This is a genomic window from Lysinibacillus sp. DFXJR4 (genome assembly GCF_057196045.1).
In genome coordinates this window covers 1-21459 of sequence record NZ_JBXUNW010000009.1, presented here as the reverse complement: position 1 = coordinate 21459, position 21459 = coordinate 1, and the positions used below count along the sequence as shown (strand labels likewise).

Below are 21459 nucleotides of genomic sequence, written 5' to 3'. Positions count from 1 at the left end.
GGAAGCTGATCAAAATATGGCGGTACCTGATCAGATAATGGTGAAAGCCGATCAAAACAAGGCGGTACCTGATCAATATTAACGGGAAGCTGATCAAAATATGGTGGTACCTGATCAAAAAATGGTGGAAGCTGATCAAAATATGGCGGTACCTGATCAATATTAACAAGAAGCCGATCAAAACAAGTTGGTACCTTATCAATTATAGCGAGAAGCCGATCAAAACAGGGCAGTACCTGATCAATAATAACGAGAAGCCGATCAAAACAGGGCAGTACCTGATCAATAATAACAGGAAGTTGATCCAAAAAAGATTAGGACCCGATTAACAATAACTTTTTTGAACCACTACCTAAATTAAACTATAAAACTTAGTATTTTTATAAAATTAGGAGGAATTTTTTATGAGTTTACAATCACATGGTGGACAATTAGTGCAAGCTTTTCATCCGGAGAAAGATGTGACAAGGATAACTAAAACAATAGAGCTTGATGTCATATCTCTTAGTGATTTAGAGCTAATTGCAATAGGCGGTTACAGTCCGATTGAGGGATTTTTAACTAGGGAAGATTATGAATCTGTTGTGGAACATACACGGCTAGCATCTGGTGTGGTATGGAGTATTCCAATTACATTGCCTGTAACAAAGGAAGTCGCAAAAACTTTACAGCTTGGTGATGAGGCAAAGCTGGTTTATGCTAATGAAGTTTATGGTGTGATTGAGGTGGCTGATATTTATGAGCCAAAAAAGCGAAAAGAAGCTTTATTAGTATATGGCACAGAGGATTTAGAGCATCCAGGTGTGAAAAAGCTGCATGAACGCCCAAGTATTTATGTGGGTGGTAAAATTACATTAACTAAACGTATTGAACAAAAGTTTCCTGCGTATTCCTTTGATCCGATTGAGACACGTCAGTTGTTTGCAGATAAAGGATGGAAAACTATTGTCGGTTTCCAAACTCGAAACCCTGTGCACCGAGCGCATGAATATATTCAAAAGGCTGCGTTAGAAACGATTGATGGACTATTTCTGAACCCGCTTGTTGGGGAAACAAAATCAGACGATGTGTCGGCTGCAATCCGTATGGAAAGTTACGAGATTTTACTGCAAAATTATTATCCAGAAAATCGTGTGCAATTAGGCGTATTTCCTGCTGCCATGCGCTATGCAGGACCAAAAGAAGCCATTTTCCATGCACTTGTAAGGAAAAATTATGGCTGTACACACTTTATCGTTGGGCGTGATCACGCAGGTGTTGGTGATTATTATGGCACATATGATGCCCAAAAAATATTTGAACAATTTACGGAAGATGAATTAGGCATTGTCCCACTAAAGTTTGAGCATAGCTTCTATTGCAGTAAATGTGAGGGGATGGCAACAACTAAAACCTGTCCACATAATAATACAGCACATGTGATCTTATCAGGTACAAAAGTTCGTGAAATGCTACGTAATGGCGAAGTTCCACCAAGCACGTTTAGTCGTAAAGAGGTGGTGGATGTTCTGATTAAAGGAATGCGTAAGGAGGTTTTAAAATGAGTTCCAATATTGTTTGGCATGAGGCTTCCATTACGAAAGAGGAACGTCGTACACAAAACAAGCATCAAAGCTTCATTTTATGGTTTACGGGCTTATCTGCCTCAGGAAAATCTTCTGTCGCAAATGCTTTCGCACGTCGCCTTTTTGATCGTGGCAATCAAGCCTTTGTCCTAGATGGTGATAATGTTCGTCATGGCTTGAATAAGGATTTAGGATTTGATGAAGCAGGACGTAGGGAAAATATTCGGCGCATTGGAGAAGTTTCAAAGCTATTTGTGGAAAATGGTCAAATTGTTTTAACAGCTTTTATATCTCCATATCGAGAGGATCGTCAAGTTGTACGAGCGCTCGTAGAAGAAGGAGAATTTATAGAAGTTTATGTAAGGTGCTCTGTTGAAACATGTGAACAGCGTGATCCAAAGGGACTTTATAAAAAAGCGCGCAATGCTGAAATTCCAAATTTTACAGGGATTAGTGCGCCCTATGAAGAACCGGAAAATCCCGAGATTATTTTAGATACAGAGCATTATTCCATTGAGGAATGTGTTGACCAACTTACAGAAATTTTAACTTCAAACGGATATATCTAATTTTTAAAAGAATCTGCTTACAAAGAGGAGGCAGATTCTTTTATGGGTTTTTATTAGAGTAATACCATTTGTTGTGAGATGATAGATTGATCAAATGGTATAGGAGTTGTTTGGAATGAGCATACATATTCAGTTACTAACAAAAGATAGTATGAATCAAAAAATAGGAAATGAAATATTGGAGCTATGGAATGAAAATGCGAAAGAAACGGCAGATTGTGAGTTAGAGAAGAGTGATAGAGAGGCTATTCTAAATCAATTAGAACAATATTTGCAATCCCAATATGGGGCTATTTATATTGCAACTAATGAAAACCATCAAATTATAGGCTTCGGATTGGCTTCCATAAAAAAGGAATTAATGTATGATACGATCTATGGGCAAATTGATGAGATCTATGTCTTACCAGCTTATAGACGACAGAAAATTGCTAAACGTCTTGTAGATGAATTGGTAAATTGGTTTAATGAAAAGCATGATACTTCTGTCGTTAATGTTTATGTAGATTTAGAAAATGAACTAGCACTCGAATTTTGGGAAGGTGTCGGCTTGGAGAGAGAGTTTTTTATGCTATCAAATAATTAAAAAATGGCCAATGAAGTCTAGATGATTTCATTGGCCTGTCTTTTTATTTTATGCCTTGTTCCTTTTTCATGCGTTCAATTTCTGGTCCAAGCTCATCGCGGACAGTGCCTTTCCAGGGCTTTACACCAGCGATGTACGAGGAGCGAGTCATAATATGACCTCCTACAGGTCCAGTGATAAATAGAAACAAAATGCCGAGCAAAATACGGGGATTAAAGTGGTCCTCGATCAGCCAAAAATGAAAGAATACGCCAATCAGTATACACATGACACCTAATGTTGCACTCTTTGAGGCAGCGTGAGCCCGAGTGTACAAATCAGGTAAGCGAATAAGACCAATAGCTGTCACGACAATAAATAGCACCCCGACAGAAATAAAAAAGATAACTAAACTATTAGCGAGAATTGTCACGTTTAATGATATCTCCTTTCTCTATAAATTTAGAGAAAGCTACTGTACCGATAAACGATAAAATCGCTAACAATAATATAATCTCAAGGAAGAAGCTTGTCTCCACTAATATGGAGAATAACCCAATTAACGAAATAAGGGACACACCTAATGAATCCAAAGCGACAACCCGGTCGGATGCAGAAGGACCTTTAACCATTCGATAAATAACGGCTACCATTGATAAGCAAATCACTACAATCGCAGCTATAATAAACGTTGTCATGATTTACTCACCTCCAATATCGCTTTCTCAAAAGAATCTCGAATTGCTGCAATTGCTTCATCGACATCACTAATATCGATTGCATGTACATATAATGTTTTCGCATCATCAGATACATGAACAACTACTGTACCTGGTGTTAAGGTAATAAGACTTGATAATAGGGTAATTTCCCATTCTTGCTTTAGAACAGTAGGGTAAGCAAAGAATGCTGGTTGCATATCCAATTTAGGCTTTAATACTACTTGAAGAACTTGTATATTTGCCAATACTAATTCCTTTAAAAACAGTAAAGTCAGTTTAATAATTGCCCAAATACGGTAGACATAGAGACGTGTTGTAAAAAATCTCCGCATCATAATAAGCAGTAGAATACCAAGAAGGAAACCAACAATAAAGCCCGTTACTGTGTAATTTGAAGAAAGGAACATCCAGACGAAGGCAAGTACAAAATTTAAAATAATTTGAAATGCCATAGCTTTAATCCTCCTTCATAACAGCATCTATATAGATAGATGGATCATGTAATAGTTTTGCAGCATCATCCATAAATGGTGTAATCCACTCAGCTCCCACACCATAGGCTACAGTAATTAGCACTAAAAGAACAGTAGGCACAAATAGTGTTTGGTAGACTTTTTTATCGACCTTACCTGTGGTTGCTTTTTCTTCACCCCAGAAGGCATAAAGGAAAATACGAATCACAGATAATAATACGAGAAGTGATGAAGCTAATATAAAAATACTACTCCACATACTGCCAGCCTCAAAGCCACCTTGAGCAATAAGAAGCTTTCCGACAAATCCACTAAGTGGCGGAATTCCTGCTAAGCCAAATGCCGCAATTAAATAAAACCAGCCGAGAGCAGGATATTTTTTCATAAGGCCACCCATTTTTCGTAAATCAGATGTACCCGTAATATAGATGATAATACCGATTAGCATAAAGAGGGCTGCCTTAATCAGCATATCATGCACTAAATAAAACATGGCTCCTTTTAAGGAAACTTCGTTCATTTGAGAGACACCAAATAAAATAACGCCTACTGCGATAACAATGTTGTAAATGATAATAAGCTTCATATCAAAGTAGGCAAGTGCTCCAATACAGCCAGCTATTATAGTTGCAATAGCAAGAGCCATTAGTAAGTCATGTGTATAGGATAAATCATGTACAAAGAACAGCGTATATGTCCGCGTAATGGCATAAATACCGACCTTTGTTAATAATGCCCCAAATAGTGTTAGCACTGGTATTGGCGCTGACGCATAAGAGGTTGGAAGCCAGAAGTAGAGTGGGAAAATTGCCGCTTTTAAACCAAATACCATTAAAAACAGGACAGCTATAACAGTAACAATCCCAGGTTGATTGACTTCAGCTATTTTTACCGCGATATCTGCCATATTTAAGGTTCCAACTACAGAGTAGAGGAAGGCAACTGTTATGACAAATAATGCTGAAGAAATCACATTGATTAAAATATATTTAATTGACCCTTTAAGTTGTCCCTTTTCTCCTCCTAAAACGATAAGTAGGTACGAAGCCATTAACAATACCTCAAAGAATACGAAAAGGTTGAAAATATCACCTGTAGTAAATGCTCCATTCACCCCGGTTAATATAAACATGATTCCTGGGTAATAGAAGAACCGTTCTCGCTCCTGTGTGATGGAGCCAAAGCCATACCAAACTACAAAAAATGCAATTAGTAGTGTAGTTGTAACAAGTAATACTGATACCATATCAGACACCATCGTAATGCCAAATGGTACTGGCCAGTTGCCGAATGTTACCTTTTGTATGCCATCATTTTTAACTTTTATAAGCAGTGAAATGGCTGATATAAGTGCAATGCCTATACCAAGTAATGAAAATGTTCGTTGATATTTTAGGTTTTTTTGCCCGAACATTAAAATCATGCCGAAGAAGAAAGGAATGATAATGGGCAGTAGAAGGAAGTTATTCATCCTCATCACTTCCTTTCATTAAGCTAATATCATCTGTTTCAAGCTCCTGATAGGAACGATAGGCAAGTACAAGGAAAAATGCTGTTACCCCAAAGCTAATAACAATCGCTGTTAAAATGAGTGCTTGAGGTAATGGGTCTGCAAATGTTTTCGCTCCTTCCTTTAATACAGGAGGTGCTTCTCCTCCAAGTCCGCCCATTGTTAAAATAAGCAGATGCGCACCGTGGCTTAAAAGACCAGTGCCTATGATGATACGCAATAAGCTTTTGGATAAGATTAAATAAACCGCTGCCATAAACAGAAAGCCAATGACAAACGCCATAATTATTTCCATTATTCATCCTCCCCAATTGTTTGAATAATGGTCATCGTAACGCCAACAACAACCAAATAGACACCGCTATCAAAAAGCATAGCCGTGTGAAGTGACTGTTTGCCAAGAAGCGGTAAATTGAAATAATCAAAAAAATGTGTGAAAAATGGCTTGCCAACAAACATTGGGAAAGCAGCAGTTGCAAGGGCTAATAACAAGCCAATTGCTGTTAGATACGTATAATTAATAGGTAAAACATGGCGAACTGTATTTAAATCAAAGGCAAGGACTAGGAGTACGATGGCACTTGATGTTAGAAGTCCACCGACAAATCCTCCTCCAGGTGTATAATGCCCAGCTAGAAAAATATGAATGGAAAAGAAGAAAATAATGAAGAATACAATTTTTGCTGTAAATTGTATAATGATATCATTTGTTCTCATGAGTTTTCTCCTTTCTATTCATACGTAACTTGATCATTGCTAAAATGGCCATGCCAGCAATACCTAGTACAGTAATTTCAAATAATGTATCAAAGCCACGATAATCTACTAAAATTACATTAACAATGTTACCACCGCCAGCTTTTGAATAAACGGTTTCCTCATAATACTTCGAAATAGTTGGAATCAATTTTTGTGATTGGGCAGATAGTGCTACAAGCGTGACCATTACTCCAACTGCTATGGAAACTATCGCGCGGTTTAATTGGAATCTCATTCGTTCTTCACGTTTTCCAAGCTTCGGGAGATGGTAAAATGCTAATAAAAATAATGCAACAGAAATCGTTTCAATAACAAGCTGTGTTAATGCTAAATCAGGAGCATTAAAAATAACAAAGAATAATGCGACTGTATAACCAACGGATCCAAGTCCTATAATGGCTGTTAGACGTGATTTTGCTAAAATTGTAATGGCTGTACCGATGACCAAAACCACCACTAAAATAATCTCATACGAACGAATTGGTGCCGTATTTTGGAAAGAGAAGGTAAAGGCATTTTTTACAAATAAAGAGCCTATGACAATGGCTGCAATACTGCTAAACATATAAAGTAAATAGTGACGCATAGAGCCTGTCATATAAAGTCGTGATACGCGATTCAAGCCAACATCAAGACCAAGCATCAACTTATCGTAGGCATTGTTTAACGTGAATGCCTGTGGGAATCGTGTGTACATACCTTGCCATTTCGGTAATGCTACAAACATTAAAAAACCTACAATGACGATACCAATTGTCATAAGTAATTCGGGTGTTAAACTACCATGCCAAGCAGCTACATGAATGTCAATATCCTGAGGTGAGTCATACAGGAACGGCTGGATAGCTTGGACAGCTGGCTTTACAAAAGTATCACCAACAAAATTCGGAATAAAGAATATTGCGATGACTAATGTTGCTAAAATCATTGGCGAAATTAACATACCGATGGGAGCCTCATGTGGTTTCTGAGGCAACTTTTCTGGTGTATATTTGCCAGTAAATGTTTGAAAGACAAAATAAAAACTATAGATAAATGTAAATATACTAGCAATCCAAGCAATAATAGGGAAAAATACCCCCCATGTATCAAAGCCAAAAAATTCAAAATTTTGAAGTACTAGCATTGCAGTTAAAAACATTTCCTTACTTAAAAAACCGTTAAATGGAGGTAGACCTGCCATTGATAAACTACCAATTGCTGTAACTGTAAAGCTAATTGGCATAATACTCATTAAACCACCTAGTTTACGAATATCACGTGTACCTGTTTCATGATCAATAATACCTGCTATCATGAATAAGCTACCTTTAAAGGTTGCATGGTTTATAAGGTGGAAGATAGCTGCAAAGGCTGCAAATTTGATGCTATCTATTGCACCATTTGTGTGATAAGCTACCGCACTTGCACCGAGCAATGACATAATAAGCCCAAGCTGACTTACTGTTGAGAAAGCAAGAATTCCTTTTAAATCAGTTTGCTTGATTGCAAAGAAAGAACCCCAGAATAAAGTTAAGATACCTATGCCTGTAACAAGCCACACCCAAAGTTCAGAAACAGCAAAAATCGGTGTAAAGCGTGCAACTAAATAAATACCTGCTTTGACCATTGTAGCGGAGTGGAGGTAGGCACTAACCGGTGTTGGCGCTTCCATTGCATCTGGTAGCCAAATATAGAATGGGAATTGTGCGGATTTCGTAAATGCTCCTAAAAGTAATAAAACAAGTGACCAAGTGAATAAAGGGTGGTGCACTAAATCTGGTGCAAGAACAATTAATTCACGAATTGAATAAGTACCGCCCATTAGGTAAAGAAGAATGAATCCTCCCAACATCATTAAGCCGCCACCGACAGTAATCATCATTGACTTAAGTGCACCAAGTCGAGATGCATCACGAGTAAACCAGTAGCCAATCAATAAAAATGATGAAATAGACGTTAATTCCCAGAAGAAGTACAAAGTAATTAAATGATCAGATTGTACTACACCTAGCATAGCGGACATAAATAATAATAAGTAAACATAAAAATTATGTAATTTTTCTTTATGTTTATCTAAGTAAAAGATTGAGTAAAGTACGACCAATGAGCCGATTCCGGTAATTAGTAATGAAAATAGCAAGCTAAGTCCATCTAAATAAGAAACGACGGAAATATTAAGTGATGGAATCCAAGGAAGCTCTGCATGAAATACTTCACCGTCTGCCACTTTTGCGATATAAGTGATGTATATAATCGCGAGTGTAGCAGGAATTGCAAGAACAAACCAGCCTGTGTGGATATTTTTAATGCTTTTATATAAAAACGGCACTAATATCGCAGCAAGCATTGGTATGAAAATATAAAGTACTTGTAACAAAAAAATCCTCCTTTATGTAGGTAAGTGTGTCCATTATAACGCACTTTTTGTCGGAATGCATATGTACATATAGGTTTTAGCTTGCGATAATGGAAGAATATTGGCTATATTATAAATAGGAAGTTATCAATAAAAATAGAGGAAAAAATTTTTTTATGAGAAACCCTTATATTTATGGTTATCTACCATTAATTACAATTTTATTGTTTAGTTTAACATTTGGCATGTATGCGGTGGGGGAATCTTTGCAAATTTTCCAATCCATTGGCGTATATTCAGGTATGCGAGAGTTTTTATCAGATTTTGAGCTTCGTGTATTTTTATTAATTGTCTTCGCAGTGATTTTCTTTATGGTATTTTCAGCTTTAAAATTAGTGGGAGAAACTATTCATGAGTTAGGAATGTTATTTTTCTCTAAAGATCAGGACGGTGCGACAGTTAGTCAGGCTCGGGGCGGCTATATTATTTTATTTGTCGGTGCAATTTGTTCAGCCTTTGCTATTCAATTCATCTATGTATTGGTAGGTATTTTTGTGCTAACTATTTTTATCTATTTTATCTACCTTATTTATAAGATGAGCCATTTTATGCCGATGAGTGGAACGATTGGATTACTAGTTTTTGAGCTTTTTATGTGGACCATACTATTATCGCTTTTAGTTTATGTGATTTTAAAATTATATAATGGTATTTTGGCAAGTTTACCATTTGCTAGTTAAATTACATAATGACAAAGAGCAGTCCAATTAGTGAATTATTTTGGACTGCTCTTTGTTTTTTATCTCATTTGGAAAAAGACGCCCACCTCTACAGGCAAATTGATTATTCCATCAATACATTAAACAGCTGATGGTGAATTTTATAGGCCTCTAAATTTTCCATAGATTGTGGCTTATCGAAGCCAAGCCACACAGCTGCTGTATGTTCCTGCGTTAATCCAGCTAGCCAGTAGTCACGATAGTCATTTGTTGTCCCAGTTTTTGCTCCAATATAGCTACTTGTACTATAGACACCTTGTCCTGTGCCGTTTGCGACAACATCTGCCAGCAACGCACGCATATACTTTACTGTTTTTGGAGACCAAATTTGATCGCGCTCCGTATTCCAGCTATAAAGCTCAGTTCCATCAGCGGCTGTTACCTTACGTATACTGTGAGTCAGTACATAGGAACCATCTATAAAGCTAGTATAGGCATCTGCTAGCTCAAGTGCTGTAACGCCATAAGTTAATCCCCCTAATGCTGCAGCATAGTTATGATCTTTTGCTATGATAGAGCGAAAATGAAAACGATCCAGGTAACTAAATGCTGTTTCAATGCCAACTGTCTGAAAAAGTCGTAGGGCAGATGTATTATAGCTATGACGAAATGCTACCCGAATTGGCACATCACCATACTTATAGCCCCCGTAGTTTTGTGGACAAAATGATCCAACACAGTAGCTCCCGCCATTAACGATGGAATCAGGCGTATGTGCGGTTGTTTCAAAGAACGGCGCATAGACAGCTAATGGTTTAAAGGCTGAGCCTGGCTGCCGTGTACCTTGAAAGGCACGGTGAAAATCAAATTTTTCGTAATTTTTCCCTGCATAAAGGCTAATAATTTCACGAGTACTATTATCTATGACTGCTCCTGCTGCCTGTAGCTTGCCAGATCCTAAAATGGTCGTCATTTTTTTTTCATCATGTGACTGCTTGGATGGATTAAGGGCTGTATAGATTGTTAGCCCATTTTGGAATAATGTATTGAGTCGATTGTCTAGCTGAGCTTTGATTTTTTTCTTTTCTTCTTCATTCTGTGCATTGACAAGTCGCTCCGCATACCCTTCTTTTTCTGCCACTAACCATCTAAGCTCTTGCAAGACATATGTGCTGTATGTAGGATACTGTTGAATTTTATTTTTTACATTCAATGTAATGGGTTCAGCCTTAAATGTAGCAGCATCTTCTAATGTTATAGCACCGCTCGCTGCCAGTGTATCTAATAGTCGCTCCTGTCGCGCTTTTGTGTTACCAAAATTCTTTAAAGGGTTATATAGTGACGGATTATTTGGTATGGCTGAAATAAATGCCATCTCAGCAATAGAAAGTTCCTTGAGCGGCTTTTGAAAATAATAGGTAGCTGCTCCGCCAATTCCATAAACCTGATTACTAAAATAGGATTCATTTAAATACATTGTTAAAATCGTATCCTTATCGAATTCTTTCTCAAGTTCATGTGCATAAAAAAGCTCTGTTAATTTACGTTCATAAGTTTTTTCATCCGATAAATAGCGCATTCGAACAAGTTGTTGGGTGATAGTACTTCCACCTTGAGACGCTGAGTTTGTATTTGAATTTGCTACAACAGCTCGAATGATAGCACTGAAATCAAAACCAATATGATCATAAAAATGAGCATCCTCACTTGCTATAAAAATTTCCTGGGCAATTTGTGGGATTTCCTGTAAGGTTAGTGGCTGTCTCCATTCGACATACTCCTCACTAAAAATTTCTCCGTTTCGATCGATAAGTGTTACGGGAAGCTGTGTCTGTACTTCCGGTAAATGAATAGCGCTGGCAATTTGCTCTTCGTGTGCCTTTGCCATATTAATTTCTGTTCTAATATTAGTGCTAACCCACCAAAGAACAGGTAAGGATAGAAGTATGATAAAAAAACCAAAAGCCTTGTTCATGTGTGCCTCCACTCTAAATTATGAATCCCTCAACAGAATAACATAATTTGGATGATTTCCAAATACGCGTTCGGACCTATTTGCACTTAACAAAATCTGAAGGCTTTATCAATTTCTCTTACTAGATTCAGCTTATAAATGGTGATAAAAGTGCAAAAATCGTCAATACTTTGGTGGAGAAAACCTGTAGGAAGTGTGTTAGACTAAAATGAGGTCAGATATGGTAGGCTACTATCATATTCAGCGAAACTGAAATTACATTTAAAGGAGAGACTCCAATGTTTCCACAATTAACATCAGAAGTACAAGCAGGCGAAGTACTTGTAGAAATGAAAACCACGTTAGGTGCAGTTAAAATTAAGCTATTCCCCGAGCATGCACCAAAAACAGTTGAAAACTTCTTAGGCCATGCAAAATCAGGTTATTATAACGGCATTATTTTTCACCGTGTTATTCAAGATTTTATGATTCAAGGTGGCGATCCAACAGGTACTGGTATGGGTGGCGAATCTATTTGGGGTAACTCTTTTGAGGATGAGTTCTCAGATCAAGTATTTAATCTTCGTGGTGCTCTTTCTATGGCAAATGCAGGCCCAAACACGAATGGCTCACAATTCTTTATCGTTCAAATGAAGCACCTTCCAAGTGATATGCTTCGTCAATTACAGGGGGCAGGCTTCCCAGAGGAAATTATTGAGGCTTATGCAAAAAATGGTGGTACACCTTGGTTAGATCATAAGCATACAGTATTTGGTCATGTAGTTGAAGGAATGGATATTGTTGATAAAATTGCAGAAGTTGAAAAAGACTTCCGTGACAAACCTCTTGAAGATGTGAAGATTGAGTCAATTACAGTTTTAGAATAATAATTGTAAGGACGTGTAAAGATGAATAACGTAATGTATCAATTTTTATATTTCCCTGAAGATAAATCAGGCTATGTTCCTGCTGCTTTTGAATTTTTAGTAATGCTAATATTGTGTATTGCTGTATTTACGATTTTCCGTAAAATTTCAAAAAAGCAAGAACTAAAATCCAAGGAAATTGAAGCACGTATTCTTGCTGAGAAGAGCGAAACAAACAATCAACAAAATATTTAAAGTAAGAAAGCTAGATGCCTCGTAACCACTTAGGGCTACGAGGCAAAGCTTTTATTTTCTTAGATAGCGTCGCATTTGATTTCTAATGGACTTGATAGTAGTTATACAAACAAGTATTAAGGAAAGACCAATACCACTAAGTGCTGTAACAAATGCTACCCATTCAAATATGGTATAACTCCAAATACTCCCTAAACCATTCGAGTCTCTCCACTCCTCAATCACTAAATTCATGCCATAAATACCTGATATAACTGTAAAAACTGTGAGGATAAATAGTAATTTATTACTTCTATTGTCCGATTGATCCTCTTGTGTACGGTATAAGCTATCGAGCGTTGCTTTTGTTTCCGTATAATGCTCATTAATACGAAAATATTTCCTCAACATTTGTGAAATTTCTCTGCCTTCGGTCCGAACGACTACCTCTTCAAAATAATAGCGCGCAGAAAACTTTGTAATTAATTCAATAAGCTCGTTCACCACTAATTTATCTTTGCCCCAGTTGATTTCACTATATTCGTATGAAACTTTTAGGAGCATCATTTTATAGAAATAATGAATAAACAAGTTATAGTAATGAGTACCCATGAATTCTTCCAAGTTATGTTTGCTTTTTTCCAAAGACATATTGCTAATTGTTATCTGTGCCTGTGCAGAGGTTACAATATAGCTTTGTGGAGCCCAACGTTGATGGGTATGGTCCTTTACATAATCAGCAATGTACTCAGGGTTAGTACTAGAGATAAAAGGGGTGCCTTCGGGCGTTCTTCCATCTACTTGTCCCAGTCTAAATAAATGCTCGTCTAAAATGGCTTGTCCCTCCCTACAAAGTAAATACCCTGAGGAAAACATGCGCTCATCCTCAAAAAAAGGTAATCCTTCATACGTATTTTCTTGATGATGTAATAAAAAGGGCTGTAAGAAGGGCATAAAATGCTTAAATAATAATTCACTGGTGGAGGAAAAATCACCAAAAGAAAAATGATGACTAGCTCCCTTTTCCTCTCTTAGCTTTGCTTCAAGTACTCTAAAATAATGAATAAAATGAATAACATCACTAATATCCTGTATGTGCTCTGTCATACTTACCCGAACTGTAACAATTCCGTTTCCAAAAGGGCATAATGTAACATCTAAACTGATGATTTCATAATCGAAATGGCTATCCTTGTGCTGTAAAAAACCCTTTGTATGGTAAGCCTTTGAAAATCGAAGAAAATCTTGACTATTCAATTTTTTTGGAAATAGTTTATCCTCAAGAAAGGGATAGAAAAATTGAGCGAGCTCTTCATGTGTAACTGAAATGGAATGACCATAAAATGCATTTTCTAAAGAAGTATTGTTTAATGAAAAAAAGGAGTATCCCTCATTTTTAAGGACATTGCTGAGCTGGGGACGATTTTTCATTTGATAGGCAAATGGAAATAAAAAAGTCATGTATGCTCGTTCTATTGCTAATGGCACTAACTCCATCAAATCACCTCAAACCAATTTGATAGCATTAAAGAAGAAGTATCTAACAAACCATTCCACCATATTATAATTCTAAACATAAAAAGGATATCCCTGAATTGAGATATCCTTCACTATTAGCTCATTATGATTGTAGTGCTAGCTTAAAGCGCTGAACACCATCTTTGATTGTTTCAAAGGAGCAAGCTACATTCATACGTAGGAAACCGCGTCCTTCTTCACCATATTTAGTTCCTGGCTCTAATGCTAGCTTACCAGTATCAAGTAAACGTTTCATCATTTCTTTTTCATCAAGAGCCAGATCTCGATAATCTATCCAAAGCAAATAAGTGCCCTGTGGTTTTGTGATTCGAATGCCTGGCAGTTGCTCCAATTCTTTGATGACATAGTCCATGTTTTTGGAGATGTAAGTAAGTAACTCATCTAGCCATGAAGAGCCCTCTGTATAAGCTGCCTGCAGTGCAACAGGAGCAAAGGTATTTAATGAGCCTTGCCCACTCGCCATATTAATAGCTTCTAACTTTATACGTTTTCGCTTATCCGTCACAATCAAATAGGCTACTTGTATTCCAGCTAAATTAAATGTCTTTGTTGGAGCCATACAAGTAATAATTCGATCAATTTCAGCACCAGCAATTTTTGCAAGAGGCGTATGAGTTGCACCATCAATCATTAAATCTGAGTGAATTTCATCTGAAATAATCAAAACATCGTATTTTGCACAAAGGCGCACAATTTCCTTTAACGTTCCTTCATCCCATACATAGCCCCCTGGATTATGTGGATTGCACAATATGTAAGCTTTGATGTTTTGAGATAATGCCTGTTCAAAGGCTTCAAAGTCAAAGGCAAATGTACCATCTTGCTCAACCAAAGGACAGCTAATGACTTCACGAGCATTGCTTTTGGGAATGTTATAAAATGGCGGATAGACTGGTGAGGAAATAAGTACTTTATCGCCAGGGTTTGTCAAGGCTGTAATGCAATTGGCTAAAGCAGCAACTACACCATTACAAAACAGAATGGAATCTTTTTCAATTTGCCAATTATGACGAGTATTTTGCCAGTCTATAATCGACTGCAAGGCTTCCTCACCAACAAAACTATAGCCGAAAACCGTTTTTTCAGCATGCTCACGTAGAGCTTTTGTTACAGCTACTGGTGCGGTAAAGTCCATATCAGCTACCCACATTGGGAGTATGTCCGAAGCATCTGTTAGCCCATATACTTTATCCATTGCGTCCCATTTTACAGAGTTTGTACAACGACGTTTATTAGTTTGATCGAAAATAGACAAGCAAATCACTCTTTTCTTTTTTATTTACTATGGTATCATACGAGTATGATAAAAGGATAATAGGTGAGTATTTTGGAAAATATTAAAATGAATCAAGCAGCTGTACATCTGCTTGAGGAGTGGGATCCATTCCACTTAGGTTCAGATCATTATGATACTGAAACAGCAGATGTTGTAGCAGCATTGCAAGGTATTGATGATCCATCTATTCTTGCAAAGGTTATACAAGAAACATATGAGCATTCGTTTGAAGAATGGATTCCATTTGAGGATTGTGTAGCCATATCATACAAACTAATTGCCATTAAATTTGAAGCAAAGTGTATTATTTAACAAAGACTTTGCTTGATGATAGAAAACGAGGTTGTCCATCAAGTTGTGACGACCTCGTTTTTTTTGAATTCATTGGAATACGAGCTTATTAAAATAGTGGTAAAATTCCTTGAATAAAAATAATTACAATGGCTAATGGCGAAACATAACGAATTAAAATATACCAAATTGTAAACATCATATTAGAGGAAGCAAGCTCTTTTCGTGAAATGTCCTTTGTATAGTAATAGCCTGCGAAAATGGAAATTAGTAAGGCTCCGATTGGCATCCCAATACTATTTGTTAAAAAGTCAACAAAGTCAAAGATAGAGCGGTCTAATATTTTTACATCTGATAGAATACCAAATGACAGGGCGCTTGGTATACCAAAAATGAAAATAATGATGCCACCAATCCAAGCAATTTTTTTACGCTTTTCAGGTTTATCACCGATGGCAATAGCCACAACAATTTCTAACATAGAAATCGAAGATGTTACCGTTGCAAAAAGTAAAAGAATAAAGAAAATGGTTAAAAATAATCCACCAAGTGGTAATTGCTCAAAAACAGCAGGTAAAATAATAAATACAAGACCAGGACCCTGATCTGGTGTATAGCCTAGGGCAAACACTGCTGGGAATATAACCAAACCTGCAAGTAAAGAAATGATGATATTCATGGATGCAACATTAATCGCAGAGTTCCCTATTTTTTCTGTTTTGGATAAGTAGGAAGCATACGTAATCATTACCGCAATACCAACGCTTAATGAAAAGAATGCTTGTCCAAGTGCCATTAAAAATGTTTCCGCATTGAAGTATGACCAGTCAGGCACAAACATAAACTTAACGCCTTCCATCGCACCGTCCAATGTTAGGGAGCGAACCACTAATACAATGAAAAAGATGAACAATAGTGGCATCATCCAAGTGCTCGCTTTTTCAATACCACCTTTGATCCCTGCTGATACAATGACTACGGTTAATAGCATGAATAGTCCTTGAACAAGCACTGCTTCAAATGGGCTGGATATAATGCTACCAAATAAATCTGCATAATTTATATGGGTGCTAGAGTTAGTTAACTGTAATGTAAATGCACGAGCTAAATAGCTTAAAATCCAACCACCAACAACACTGTAAAATGACAGGATAAGTCCAGCAATAATCATGCCTCCCCAGCCAATTAAATACCATGGTTTTCCGGGTGCTTGTTCTTTAAACGATGTTACAGCATCCTTTTGTCCACGGCGGCCAATCATAAATTCAGCAATTAGCACTGGTAGGCCAATAAAGAATGTACATAAAATAAATAATAAAATAAAAACACTGCCGCCATTTGTGCCCGCCATATATGGAAACTTCCAAATAGCTCCTAATCCTATAGCACTTCCTGCAGCAGCTAAAATAAATCCAATTTTAGTTGTAAATTGATCTCTCGATGACACGAAAATAAATCCTCCTTATACTAAAGCTTTATTTTACCGCAATATTTTCATAACACAAGCAGATATCAGAAAATTGATAATAGATTTCTTTATGAGATTCAGTTAAGTTGTAGAATGATGCCAAATATGGTTTTGGTGTGTTTTTTCTGAAAATAATCACAAATAAATTTTGTAACAATTAGGAGAGTGTATTCGTTCCATAAACAAAGGGGGGATAATTTTGACGGAAGCTGAATTAATAGCAAAGGCACAGCAAGGGGACAAAGAAGCCTATATAGACCTTATTCGAATACATCAACAAACAGTTGAAAAATTTGCCTATCAATGTGGCGTACATAGTAATGATTTAGCAGATGTTTCACAGGAAGTATTTGTGAAGCTATATCGTTTTTTACATCAATTTAAACAGGATCGTTTTACGACTTGGCTCTATAAAATTACACTGAATGCCACGCGTGATTATTATCGCAAAGAGCAACGAGAACAAGCAAAGGAAGAAAGATTAAGTGTTGAACCGCAGCTCCCTTCCTCGTCAGCAGAAATGCATGTACTAAATTTTGAGGAGGATAGAGTATTACATAATGCCATTAAAGCACTCGATGAAAAATACCGTTATCCACTTGTATTATTTTATTTTCATGAGCTGAAGTATGAGGAAATAGCGGAGATTCTCAGCATCTCATTATCGACAGTTAAGATTCGGCTACTGCGAGCAAAGGAAAAATTAAAAGTCGTGTTAATGCAAGAGGGGAGTGTTGAAAATGGATGATAAACAGTTTGAAAAACGGATGGAGCTTCTAAAAAAATCCTATGATCGTTTGGAACCGCAATTAGATCCAGAGGCTGTTTTCACACAAATTGAGAAAGAGAACGAAGTACAACAAGAACAGGAAAATTCTTTAGTACAAAAACCTCCCTCAAAATGGCAGAAGTCGGCTGTTTGGATGGTTAGCGTTGCGAGTGTGCTTTTAGTTAGTGTTCTTGTTTCATCCTATGTGATTCAGCAACCAGTAAGTCTGAGCAGTGAGGAAAAGGCTTTAAAGGAAGACGAAAAAAAGACAGAAGAGAAGGATTGGGTTGAACGACTTACTAAAAAATACAATAGTAAAAAAGAGCAAATACGAAGAGAGCTATCCGTTTCTATTCATGAACTAAATGCATTTCAATTTATTAAAAATGCAGATAGTATGTTAGAGTTTTACACAAAAAACAATTTACGATTACAGGAAAGTGATGAGCAGTATTTAAAGGATGCTGAGGAAAATGTTTTGAATGAATTGACGACCCCAAGAAGAGCTCTAGAAGCTATAAATGGGAGAGATTTAAGCTATGATGAATCTTTTACTGTATATTTATCATATGAACAGAGTGTCATTGAACTTGAGGAGTTTTACAGTGGTCTTCTAGAACCGTTTCAACCTCTCTTAAAGAAATCACCGGATATTAATATTAATAAATACCCTGAGTTAAAGGTAATCATTGATGCAGCAAATGCCCAATTTATGGAGTTGAGAAGGGATGAGAATGGTTCATTCTATTTTAAAGCTGATCCCATTAATGGTGAATATCGGTCAACGGATATAAATAATTTGCATCCTGATATCTTTGGCTATTTTGAGTATTTAGAAAAGGGTTATTTATTATTAGCAGATGATTTAAGGTATACACGAGAAGAAACAGCTAGATCCTTAAAAATAATAGAGCGTACCTTATTAGCAGATAAAAATCCTGATTCAACTGCTTATAAGGTGTTAAGAGAAACTTTTGAAAATACATGGTTGGTATTATTAAAAGGAAGTCCCAAATATCCTGCTTACAATGGGAAGCTGCATGTGGATCATTTGAATTTTTTACGAGATGTAGCAGATGGTAAGTATGGAGAGCTTATGAAAAAAACGGCTGAGACAGTTATAAAAGAGCTTGAGAAAAGCAATAATTCCACAACATTAACGAAGTTATCTTCTTATGATATTTGGACAATCATTTTGCAAAAAAGAGAAGAAACTACAGGATTGATTAATGATAGTGATTTTATTATTGTGGATATAAATGACCAAGAAATGATGCAGATTGAGGCAGTCTATGAGCAATATAAGAAAAGTGATTCTGAAACGTTTATTAATCAACTACGTCCCTTAAATATAGTGTCTCTCTATTTGTATGCAAAATCAATTGACGATAAATCTTTAAAAATGGCTTTAGCCCTCCCTGATGCAAGGCTTGATTCTAGCCTATTAGATAATGTGAAAAGTTTGGATGTTGTCAGTCAGTTAGGTGAGTATGAAGGAAGTTATCCAATGGTAGCTATTCGCATCGAAAGCGAGCAGCAAAATAAATATGGTAGGCAGTTCCTTGTTAAATTGTCAAAAAATAAGGATGGCTATTATCGTATATCCGGAATCATTGATTGAGGAGATGATTTTTTGCCCCGCTTTTGCACGTATGTTATAATTCAAGGTGATATATACGTAGCAAACAAAAAGAAAGTGGGCAAAGAGTTATGGTAAAAAAATATGGATTAGGAGACGTGTTGAACGGAAAAGTTACAGGTATACAGCCGTATGGTGCATTTGTTGCGCTTGATGAAGATACACAAGGCCTTGTGCATATTTCCGAAATTACGTACGGCTTTGTTAAGGACGTTAGTGAATTTTTAAGCGTTGGGCAAGAGGTGGAAGTGAAGATACTTGAAATCGATGAAGAGGCCGAAAAAATTAGTTTATCGATTCGAGCTTTACAAGAACGCCCAGCAACATTACGTAAAAAAGATGCACCTCCACGTAAATCATTGCAGGATCGTGTAGATGAGTCTGATGCAAATGGTTTTAATTCCCTAAAAGATAAATTACAGGACTGGATTGAACAATCAGGTCAATAAGAAAACGAGGATGCCTTTAGTGGGAGGTATCCTCGTTTTTTATATCCATGATGCTATTGTTTTTTTAATTTGCGGATTCTATATTGCAGATTTTGACGACTCATACCAAGTGCATTTGCGGCTTTTGTGATATTGCCCTCATATAAATTCAAGACATTCTGCACATAATATGATTCGGCTTCGCGTAAATAAGCATCGAGAGGCATGACGTTATTTTGCTGATGAAACATAAAGAACTCAGGCTCACGATCGGTGGCATCTTGTTGCTGAACTTTAAAGCGAAAATGTAATGGCAGTAAATCCGAGGTAACTGTAGATTCAGTTGTCATAAAGGACACTATCTCATCTAACAATAGTTCAAGTTCTTTTAAATTTCCTGGCCAATCATATTGTAAGAATAATTCCTGTACGTCAGGTGCAAGATCTGTGACGTTAGATGCAAATCGTTCTCGATGGCGGCTAAAGTAATCATCGACAAAAGGCAAAATATCTTCTTTTCGATCGGTTAGGTTTGGAATAGTAATCGCCATTGTTGCAAAGAAATAATATAGTGATTTAGACAGCTTCCCCTCTGCAATTAATGCAATCGGATCACTCCCTACACTTCCAATTAGCATGTATTTAGATTGAGGAAGGGATTGCAGTACTGCTAATAATTGCTCCTGGATGTCTAGGCTTAGGAAATCGATGCGTTCAAAGAAAAATGTATATGCCTTATCATCCTGTAAGAGCTCTTGCAATTTATCTAAAACAGATTGCGCGGAACGGCGGCTTACTAGTGTAACAAAGGCTTCGGGATCAGTCGAAGCTGCGTGGTGAATACCTTCTGCCACTAGATCTTTTCCTGTCCCAGATTCACCGATTAGTAAAACAGGTAATTTCACAGCTGCTGCTTTTTTGGCATTTGCAATAACTTGTTGCATAGATTCAGAATCAGATGTAATCATATCAAATGTTAAAGGCTCACCATATCGTCGAAGGGGCTGATAAACAAGCTTTTCGAGTGATGTAATATCACGAGCAAATTCTATTGCTCCAATTAGTTTATTTCCATCATAAAGAGGAAAAGTATCATTAATCGTTGTTATTTCATGGCCATTTTTATTCCAATAGGTTTGTTTCACATTAATTTCTTTTTTACCTGTTTGCAATACACGCATTAACGTACTTTCATGCTGGCGAAAGGAAAACATTTCAATAATGGAGCGATCTGCTAATTCATCAAAATGAAATCCTTCAATTTCTTTCATCTTTGTATTATAAATAATGGTTTTACCCGAAAGGTCAACAGCGTGAATACCAACGGATACATTTGTTGCAATAAACTCATAAAAAGGTAATAAGGGTTCAGAATTTTTCATAAAATGTGCACCTCAAAAAATTTTTTACTTGAAATATGCAACGAAATTTTGCATTATAATAAGTGTAAGAATATTTTATACGCAAAAATATTTTGCGTCAATGTTTTTTGCACACCAATATACATCTCATGAGGGAGGATAAAGTATGATTCCATACAAACACGAACCGTTCACAGATTTTTCACAAGAGGCTAACTACAACGCTTATGTAGAGGCTTTAAATAAAGTTGAAAGTTATTTAGGTCAAGACTATCCACTTATTATTGGTGGCGAACGTATTACTACAGAAGATAAAATCGTTTCGTATAACCCTGCTAAGAAAACAGAAGTGATTGGTCGCGTATCAAAAGCAAGCAAAGACTTAGCTGAAAAAGCGATGCAAGCAGCAGATGA

The 21459-nt window shown here is 36.7% G+C and carries 23 protein-coding genes and 1 pseudogene; 11 read left to right on the top strand and 13 right to left on the bottom strand.

What is annotated here, in order from left to right; genetic code table 11:
• Window positions 1-308, bottom strand: a 308-nt coding sequence (locus AC2CGN_RS16820) for a hypothetical protein (protein ID WP_484515061.1), incomplete at its 3' end; no start/stop codon positions are given.
• A 96-nt stretch (window positions 309-404) separates the two neighbouring features.
• On the opposite strand from AC2CGN_RS16820, the gene sat reads away from it, so the two are divergent.
• The 3 genes from sat to AC2CGN_RS16805 all read left to right on the top strand — a co-directional run bounded on the left by sat (window position 405) and on the right by AC2CGN_RS16805 (window position 2720).
• On the top strand, window positions 405-1544 hold the full coding sequence (sat, locus tag AC2CGN_RS16815; RefSeq protein WP_484515059.1) for a sulfate adenylyltransferase: 1140 nt from the start codon (window positions 405-407) through the stop codon (window positions 1542-1544).
• The gene (gene cysC / locus AC2CGN_RS16810) at window positions 1541-2134 is read left to right on the top strand and encodes an adenylyl-sulfate kinase (protein ID WP_369593598.1); all 594 of its coding nucleotides are present in this window, start codon (window positions 1541-1543) and stop codon (window positions 2132-2134) included. The genes sat and cysC overlap by 4 nt, the downstream gene beginning before the upstream one ends.
• Window positions 2135-2249: 115 nt before the next feature.
• The gene (locus AC2CGN_RS16805) at window positions 2250-2720 is read left to right on the top strand and encodes a GNAT family N-acetyltransferase (RefSeq protein ID WP_429985953.1); all 471 of its coding nucleotides are present in this window, start codon (window positions 2250-2252) and stop codon (window positions 2718-2720) included.
• 43 nt (window positions 2721-2763) lie between these two features.
• Here AC2CGN_RS16805 and mnhG read toward each other — a convergent pair whose 3' ends face one another.
• The 7 genes from mnhG to AC2CGN_RS16770 are packed head-to-tail and all read right to left on the bottom strand — an operon-like array spanning window position 2764 to window position 8522.
• Window positions 2764-3132, bottom strand: coding sequence for a monovalent cation/H(+) antiporter subunit G (gene mnhG, locus AC2CGN_RS16800; protein WP_286924689.1), 369 nt, complete (start codon window positions 3130-3132; stop codon window positions 2764-2766).
• The gene (locus AC2CGN_RS16795; protein WP_286924688.1) at window positions 3116-3397 is read right to left on the bottom strand and encodes a Na(+)/H(+) antiporter subunit F1; all 282 of its coding nucleotides are present in this window, start codon (window positions 3395-3397) and stop codon (window positions 3116-3118) included. The genes mnhG and AC2CGN_RS16795 overlap by 17 nt, the downstream gene beginning before the upstream one ends.
• On the bottom strand, window positions 3394-3873 hold the full coding sequence (locus AC2CGN_RS16790) for a Na+/H+ antiporter subunit E (protein ID WP_286924687.1): 480 nt from the start codon (window positions 3871-3873) through the stop codon (window positions 3394-3396). Before AC2CGN_RS16790 ends, AC2CGN_RS16795 begins: the two co-directional genes overlap by 4 nt.
• Before the next feature lie 4 nt (window positions 3874-3877).
• Window positions 3878-5365 (bottom strand): Na+/H+ antiporter subunit D, encoded by a 1488-nt coding sequence (locus tag AC2CGN_RS16785; protein ID WP_484515055.1) that lies wholly within the window; start codon window positions 5363-5365, stop codon window positions 3878-3880.
• Complete coding sequence (locus tag AC2CGN_RS16780; RefSeq protein WP_286924685.1) at window positions 5358-5699, bottom strand: Na(+)/H(+) antiporter subunit C; 342 nt, start codon at window positions 5697-5699, stop codon at window positions 5358-5360. The genes AC2CGN_RS16785 and AC2CGN_RS16780 overlap by 8 nt, the downstream gene beginning before the upstream one ends.
• Window positions 5699-6121: a Na(+)/H(+) antiporter subunit B gene (locus AC2CGN_RS16775; RefSeq protein WP_429985951.1), complete on the bottom strand. Its 423-nt coding sequence runs from the start codon at window positions 6119-6121 to the stop codon at window positions 5699-5701. The genes AC2CGN_RS16780 and AC2CGN_RS16775 overlap by 1 nt, the downstream gene beginning before the upstream one ends.
• Window positions 6108-8522 (bottom strand): Na+/H+ antiporter subunit A, encoded by a 2415-nt coding sequence (locus AC2CGN_RS16770; RefSeq protein ID WP_484515052.1) that lies wholly within the window; start codon window positions 8520-8522, stop codon window positions 6108-6110. Before AC2CGN_RS16770 ends, AC2CGN_RS16775 begins: the two co-directional genes overlap by 14 nt.
• A 155-nt stretch (window positions 8523-8677) precedes the next feature.
• On the opposite strand from AC2CGN_RS16770, the gene AC2CGN_RS16765 reads away from it, so the two are divergent.
• Window positions 8678-9241, top strand: a complete 564-nt coding sequence (locus tag AC2CGN_RS16765; RefSeq protein ID WP_286924682.1) for a DUF5366 family protein — start codon at window positions 8678-8680, stop codon at window positions 9239-9241.
• Between the two features lie 103 nt (window positions 9242-9344).
• Here AC2CGN_RS16765 and AC2CGN_RS16760 read toward each other — a convergent pair whose 3' ends face one another.
• On the bottom strand, window positions 9345-11195 hold the full coding sequence (locus AC2CGN_RS16760; RefSeq protein ID WP_484515050.1) for a transglycosylase domain-containing protein: 1851 nt from the start codon (window positions 11193-11195) through the stop codon (window positions 9345-9347).
• Window positions 11196-11473: 278 nt separating this feature from the next.
• On the opposite strand from AC2CGN_RS16760, the gene AC2CGN_RS16755 reads away from it, so the two are divergent.
• Together AC2CGN_RS16755 and AC2CGN_RS16750 are read left to right on the top strand one after the other, a co-directional pair.
• Window positions 11474-12061: a peptidylprolyl isomerase gene (locus AC2CGN_RS16755; protein ID WP_283869300.1), complete on the top strand. Its 588-nt coding sequence runs from the start codon at window positions 11474-11476 to the stop codon at window positions 12059-12061.
• Window positions 12062-12082: 21 nt separating this feature from the next.
• Entirely contained in the window at window positions 12083-12295 is a 213-nt protein-coding gene (locus tag AC2CGN_RS16750; RefSeq protein ID WP_286924680.1) for a hypothetical protein, read from the top strand.
• A gap of 51 nt (window positions 12296-12346) precedes the next feature.
• Here the strand turns inward: AC2CGN_RS16750 and AC2CGN_RS16745 are convergent, their stop codons facing one another.
• Entirely contained in the window at window positions 12347-13771 is a 1425-nt protein-coding gene (locus AC2CGN_RS16745) for a hypothetical protein (RefSeq protein WP_484515048.1), read from the bottom strand.
• A gap of 124 nt (window positions 13772-13895) precedes the next feature.
• Entirely contained in the window at window positions 13896-15068 is a 1173-nt protein-coding gene (locus tag AC2CGN_RS16740) for a MalY/PatB family protein (RefSeq protein WP_429982829.1), read from the bottom strand.
• A gap of 72 nt (window positions 15069-15140) precedes the next feature.
• Between AC2CGN_RS16740 and AC2CGN_RS16735 the strand changes: the two genes are divergently transcribed.
• On the top strand, window positions 15141-15401 hold the full coding sequence (locus AC2CGN_RS16735) for a DUF1871 family protein (protein WP_283869297.1): 261 nt from the start codon (window positions 15141-15143) through the stop codon (window positions 15399-15401).
• Between the two features lie 88 nt (window positions 15402-15489).
• On the opposite strand, the gene AC2CGN_RS16730 is transcribed toward AC2CGN_RS16735, so the two are convergent.
• On the bottom strand, window positions 15490-16827 hold the full coding sequence (locus AC2CGN_RS16730; protein ID WP_484515045.1) for a sodium-dependent transporter: 1338 nt from the start codon (window positions 16825-16827) through the stop codon (window positions 15490-15492).
• Between the two features lie 220 nt (window positions 16828-17047).
• Between AC2CGN_RS16730 and AC2CGN_RS16725 the strand changes: the two genes are divergently transcribed.
• The 3 genes from AC2CGN_RS16725 to yugI all read left to right on the top strand — a co-directional run bounded on the left by AC2CGN_RS16725 (window position 17048) and on the right by yugI (window position 19705).
• Complete coding sequence (locus AC2CGN_RS16725; protein WP_429985946.1) at window positions 17048-17596, top strand: RNA polymerase sigma factor; 549 nt, start codon at window positions 17048-17050, stop codon at window positions 17594-17596.
• Entirely contained in the window at window positions 17589-19238 is a 1650-nt protein-coding gene (locus AC2CGN_RS16720; protein WP_484515043.1) for a hypothetical protein, read from the top strand. The genes AC2CGN_RS16725 and AC2CGN_RS16720 overlap by 8 nt, the downstream gene beginning before the upstream one ends.
• An 89-nt stretch (window positions 19239-19327) precedes the next feature.
• Window positions 19328-19705, top strand: a complete 378-nt coding sequence (gene yugI / locus AC2CGN_RS16715; protein ID WP_286924674.1) for a S1 domain-containing post-transcriptional regulator GSP13 — start codon at window positions 19328-19330, stop codon at window positions 19703-19705.
• A gap of 53 nt (window positions 19706-19758) precedes the next feature.
• Here yugI and AC2CGN_RS16710 read toward each other — a convergent pair whose 3' ends face one another.
• Window positions 19759-21066: an AAA-type ATPase lid domain-containing protein gene (locus AC2CGN_RS16710; RefSeq protein ID WP_484515041.1), complete on the bottom strand. Its 1308-nt coding sequence runs from the start codon at window positions 21064-21066 to the stop codon at window positions 19759-19761.
• A 145-nt stretch (window positions 21067-21211) separates the two neighbouring features.
• Here AC2CGN_RS16710 and AC2CGN_RS16705 point away from each other — a divergent pair.
• Window positions 21212-21459, top strand: a pseudogene (locus tag AC2CGN_RS16705) (L-glutamate gamma-semialdehyde dehydrogenase); the annotation flags it as partial.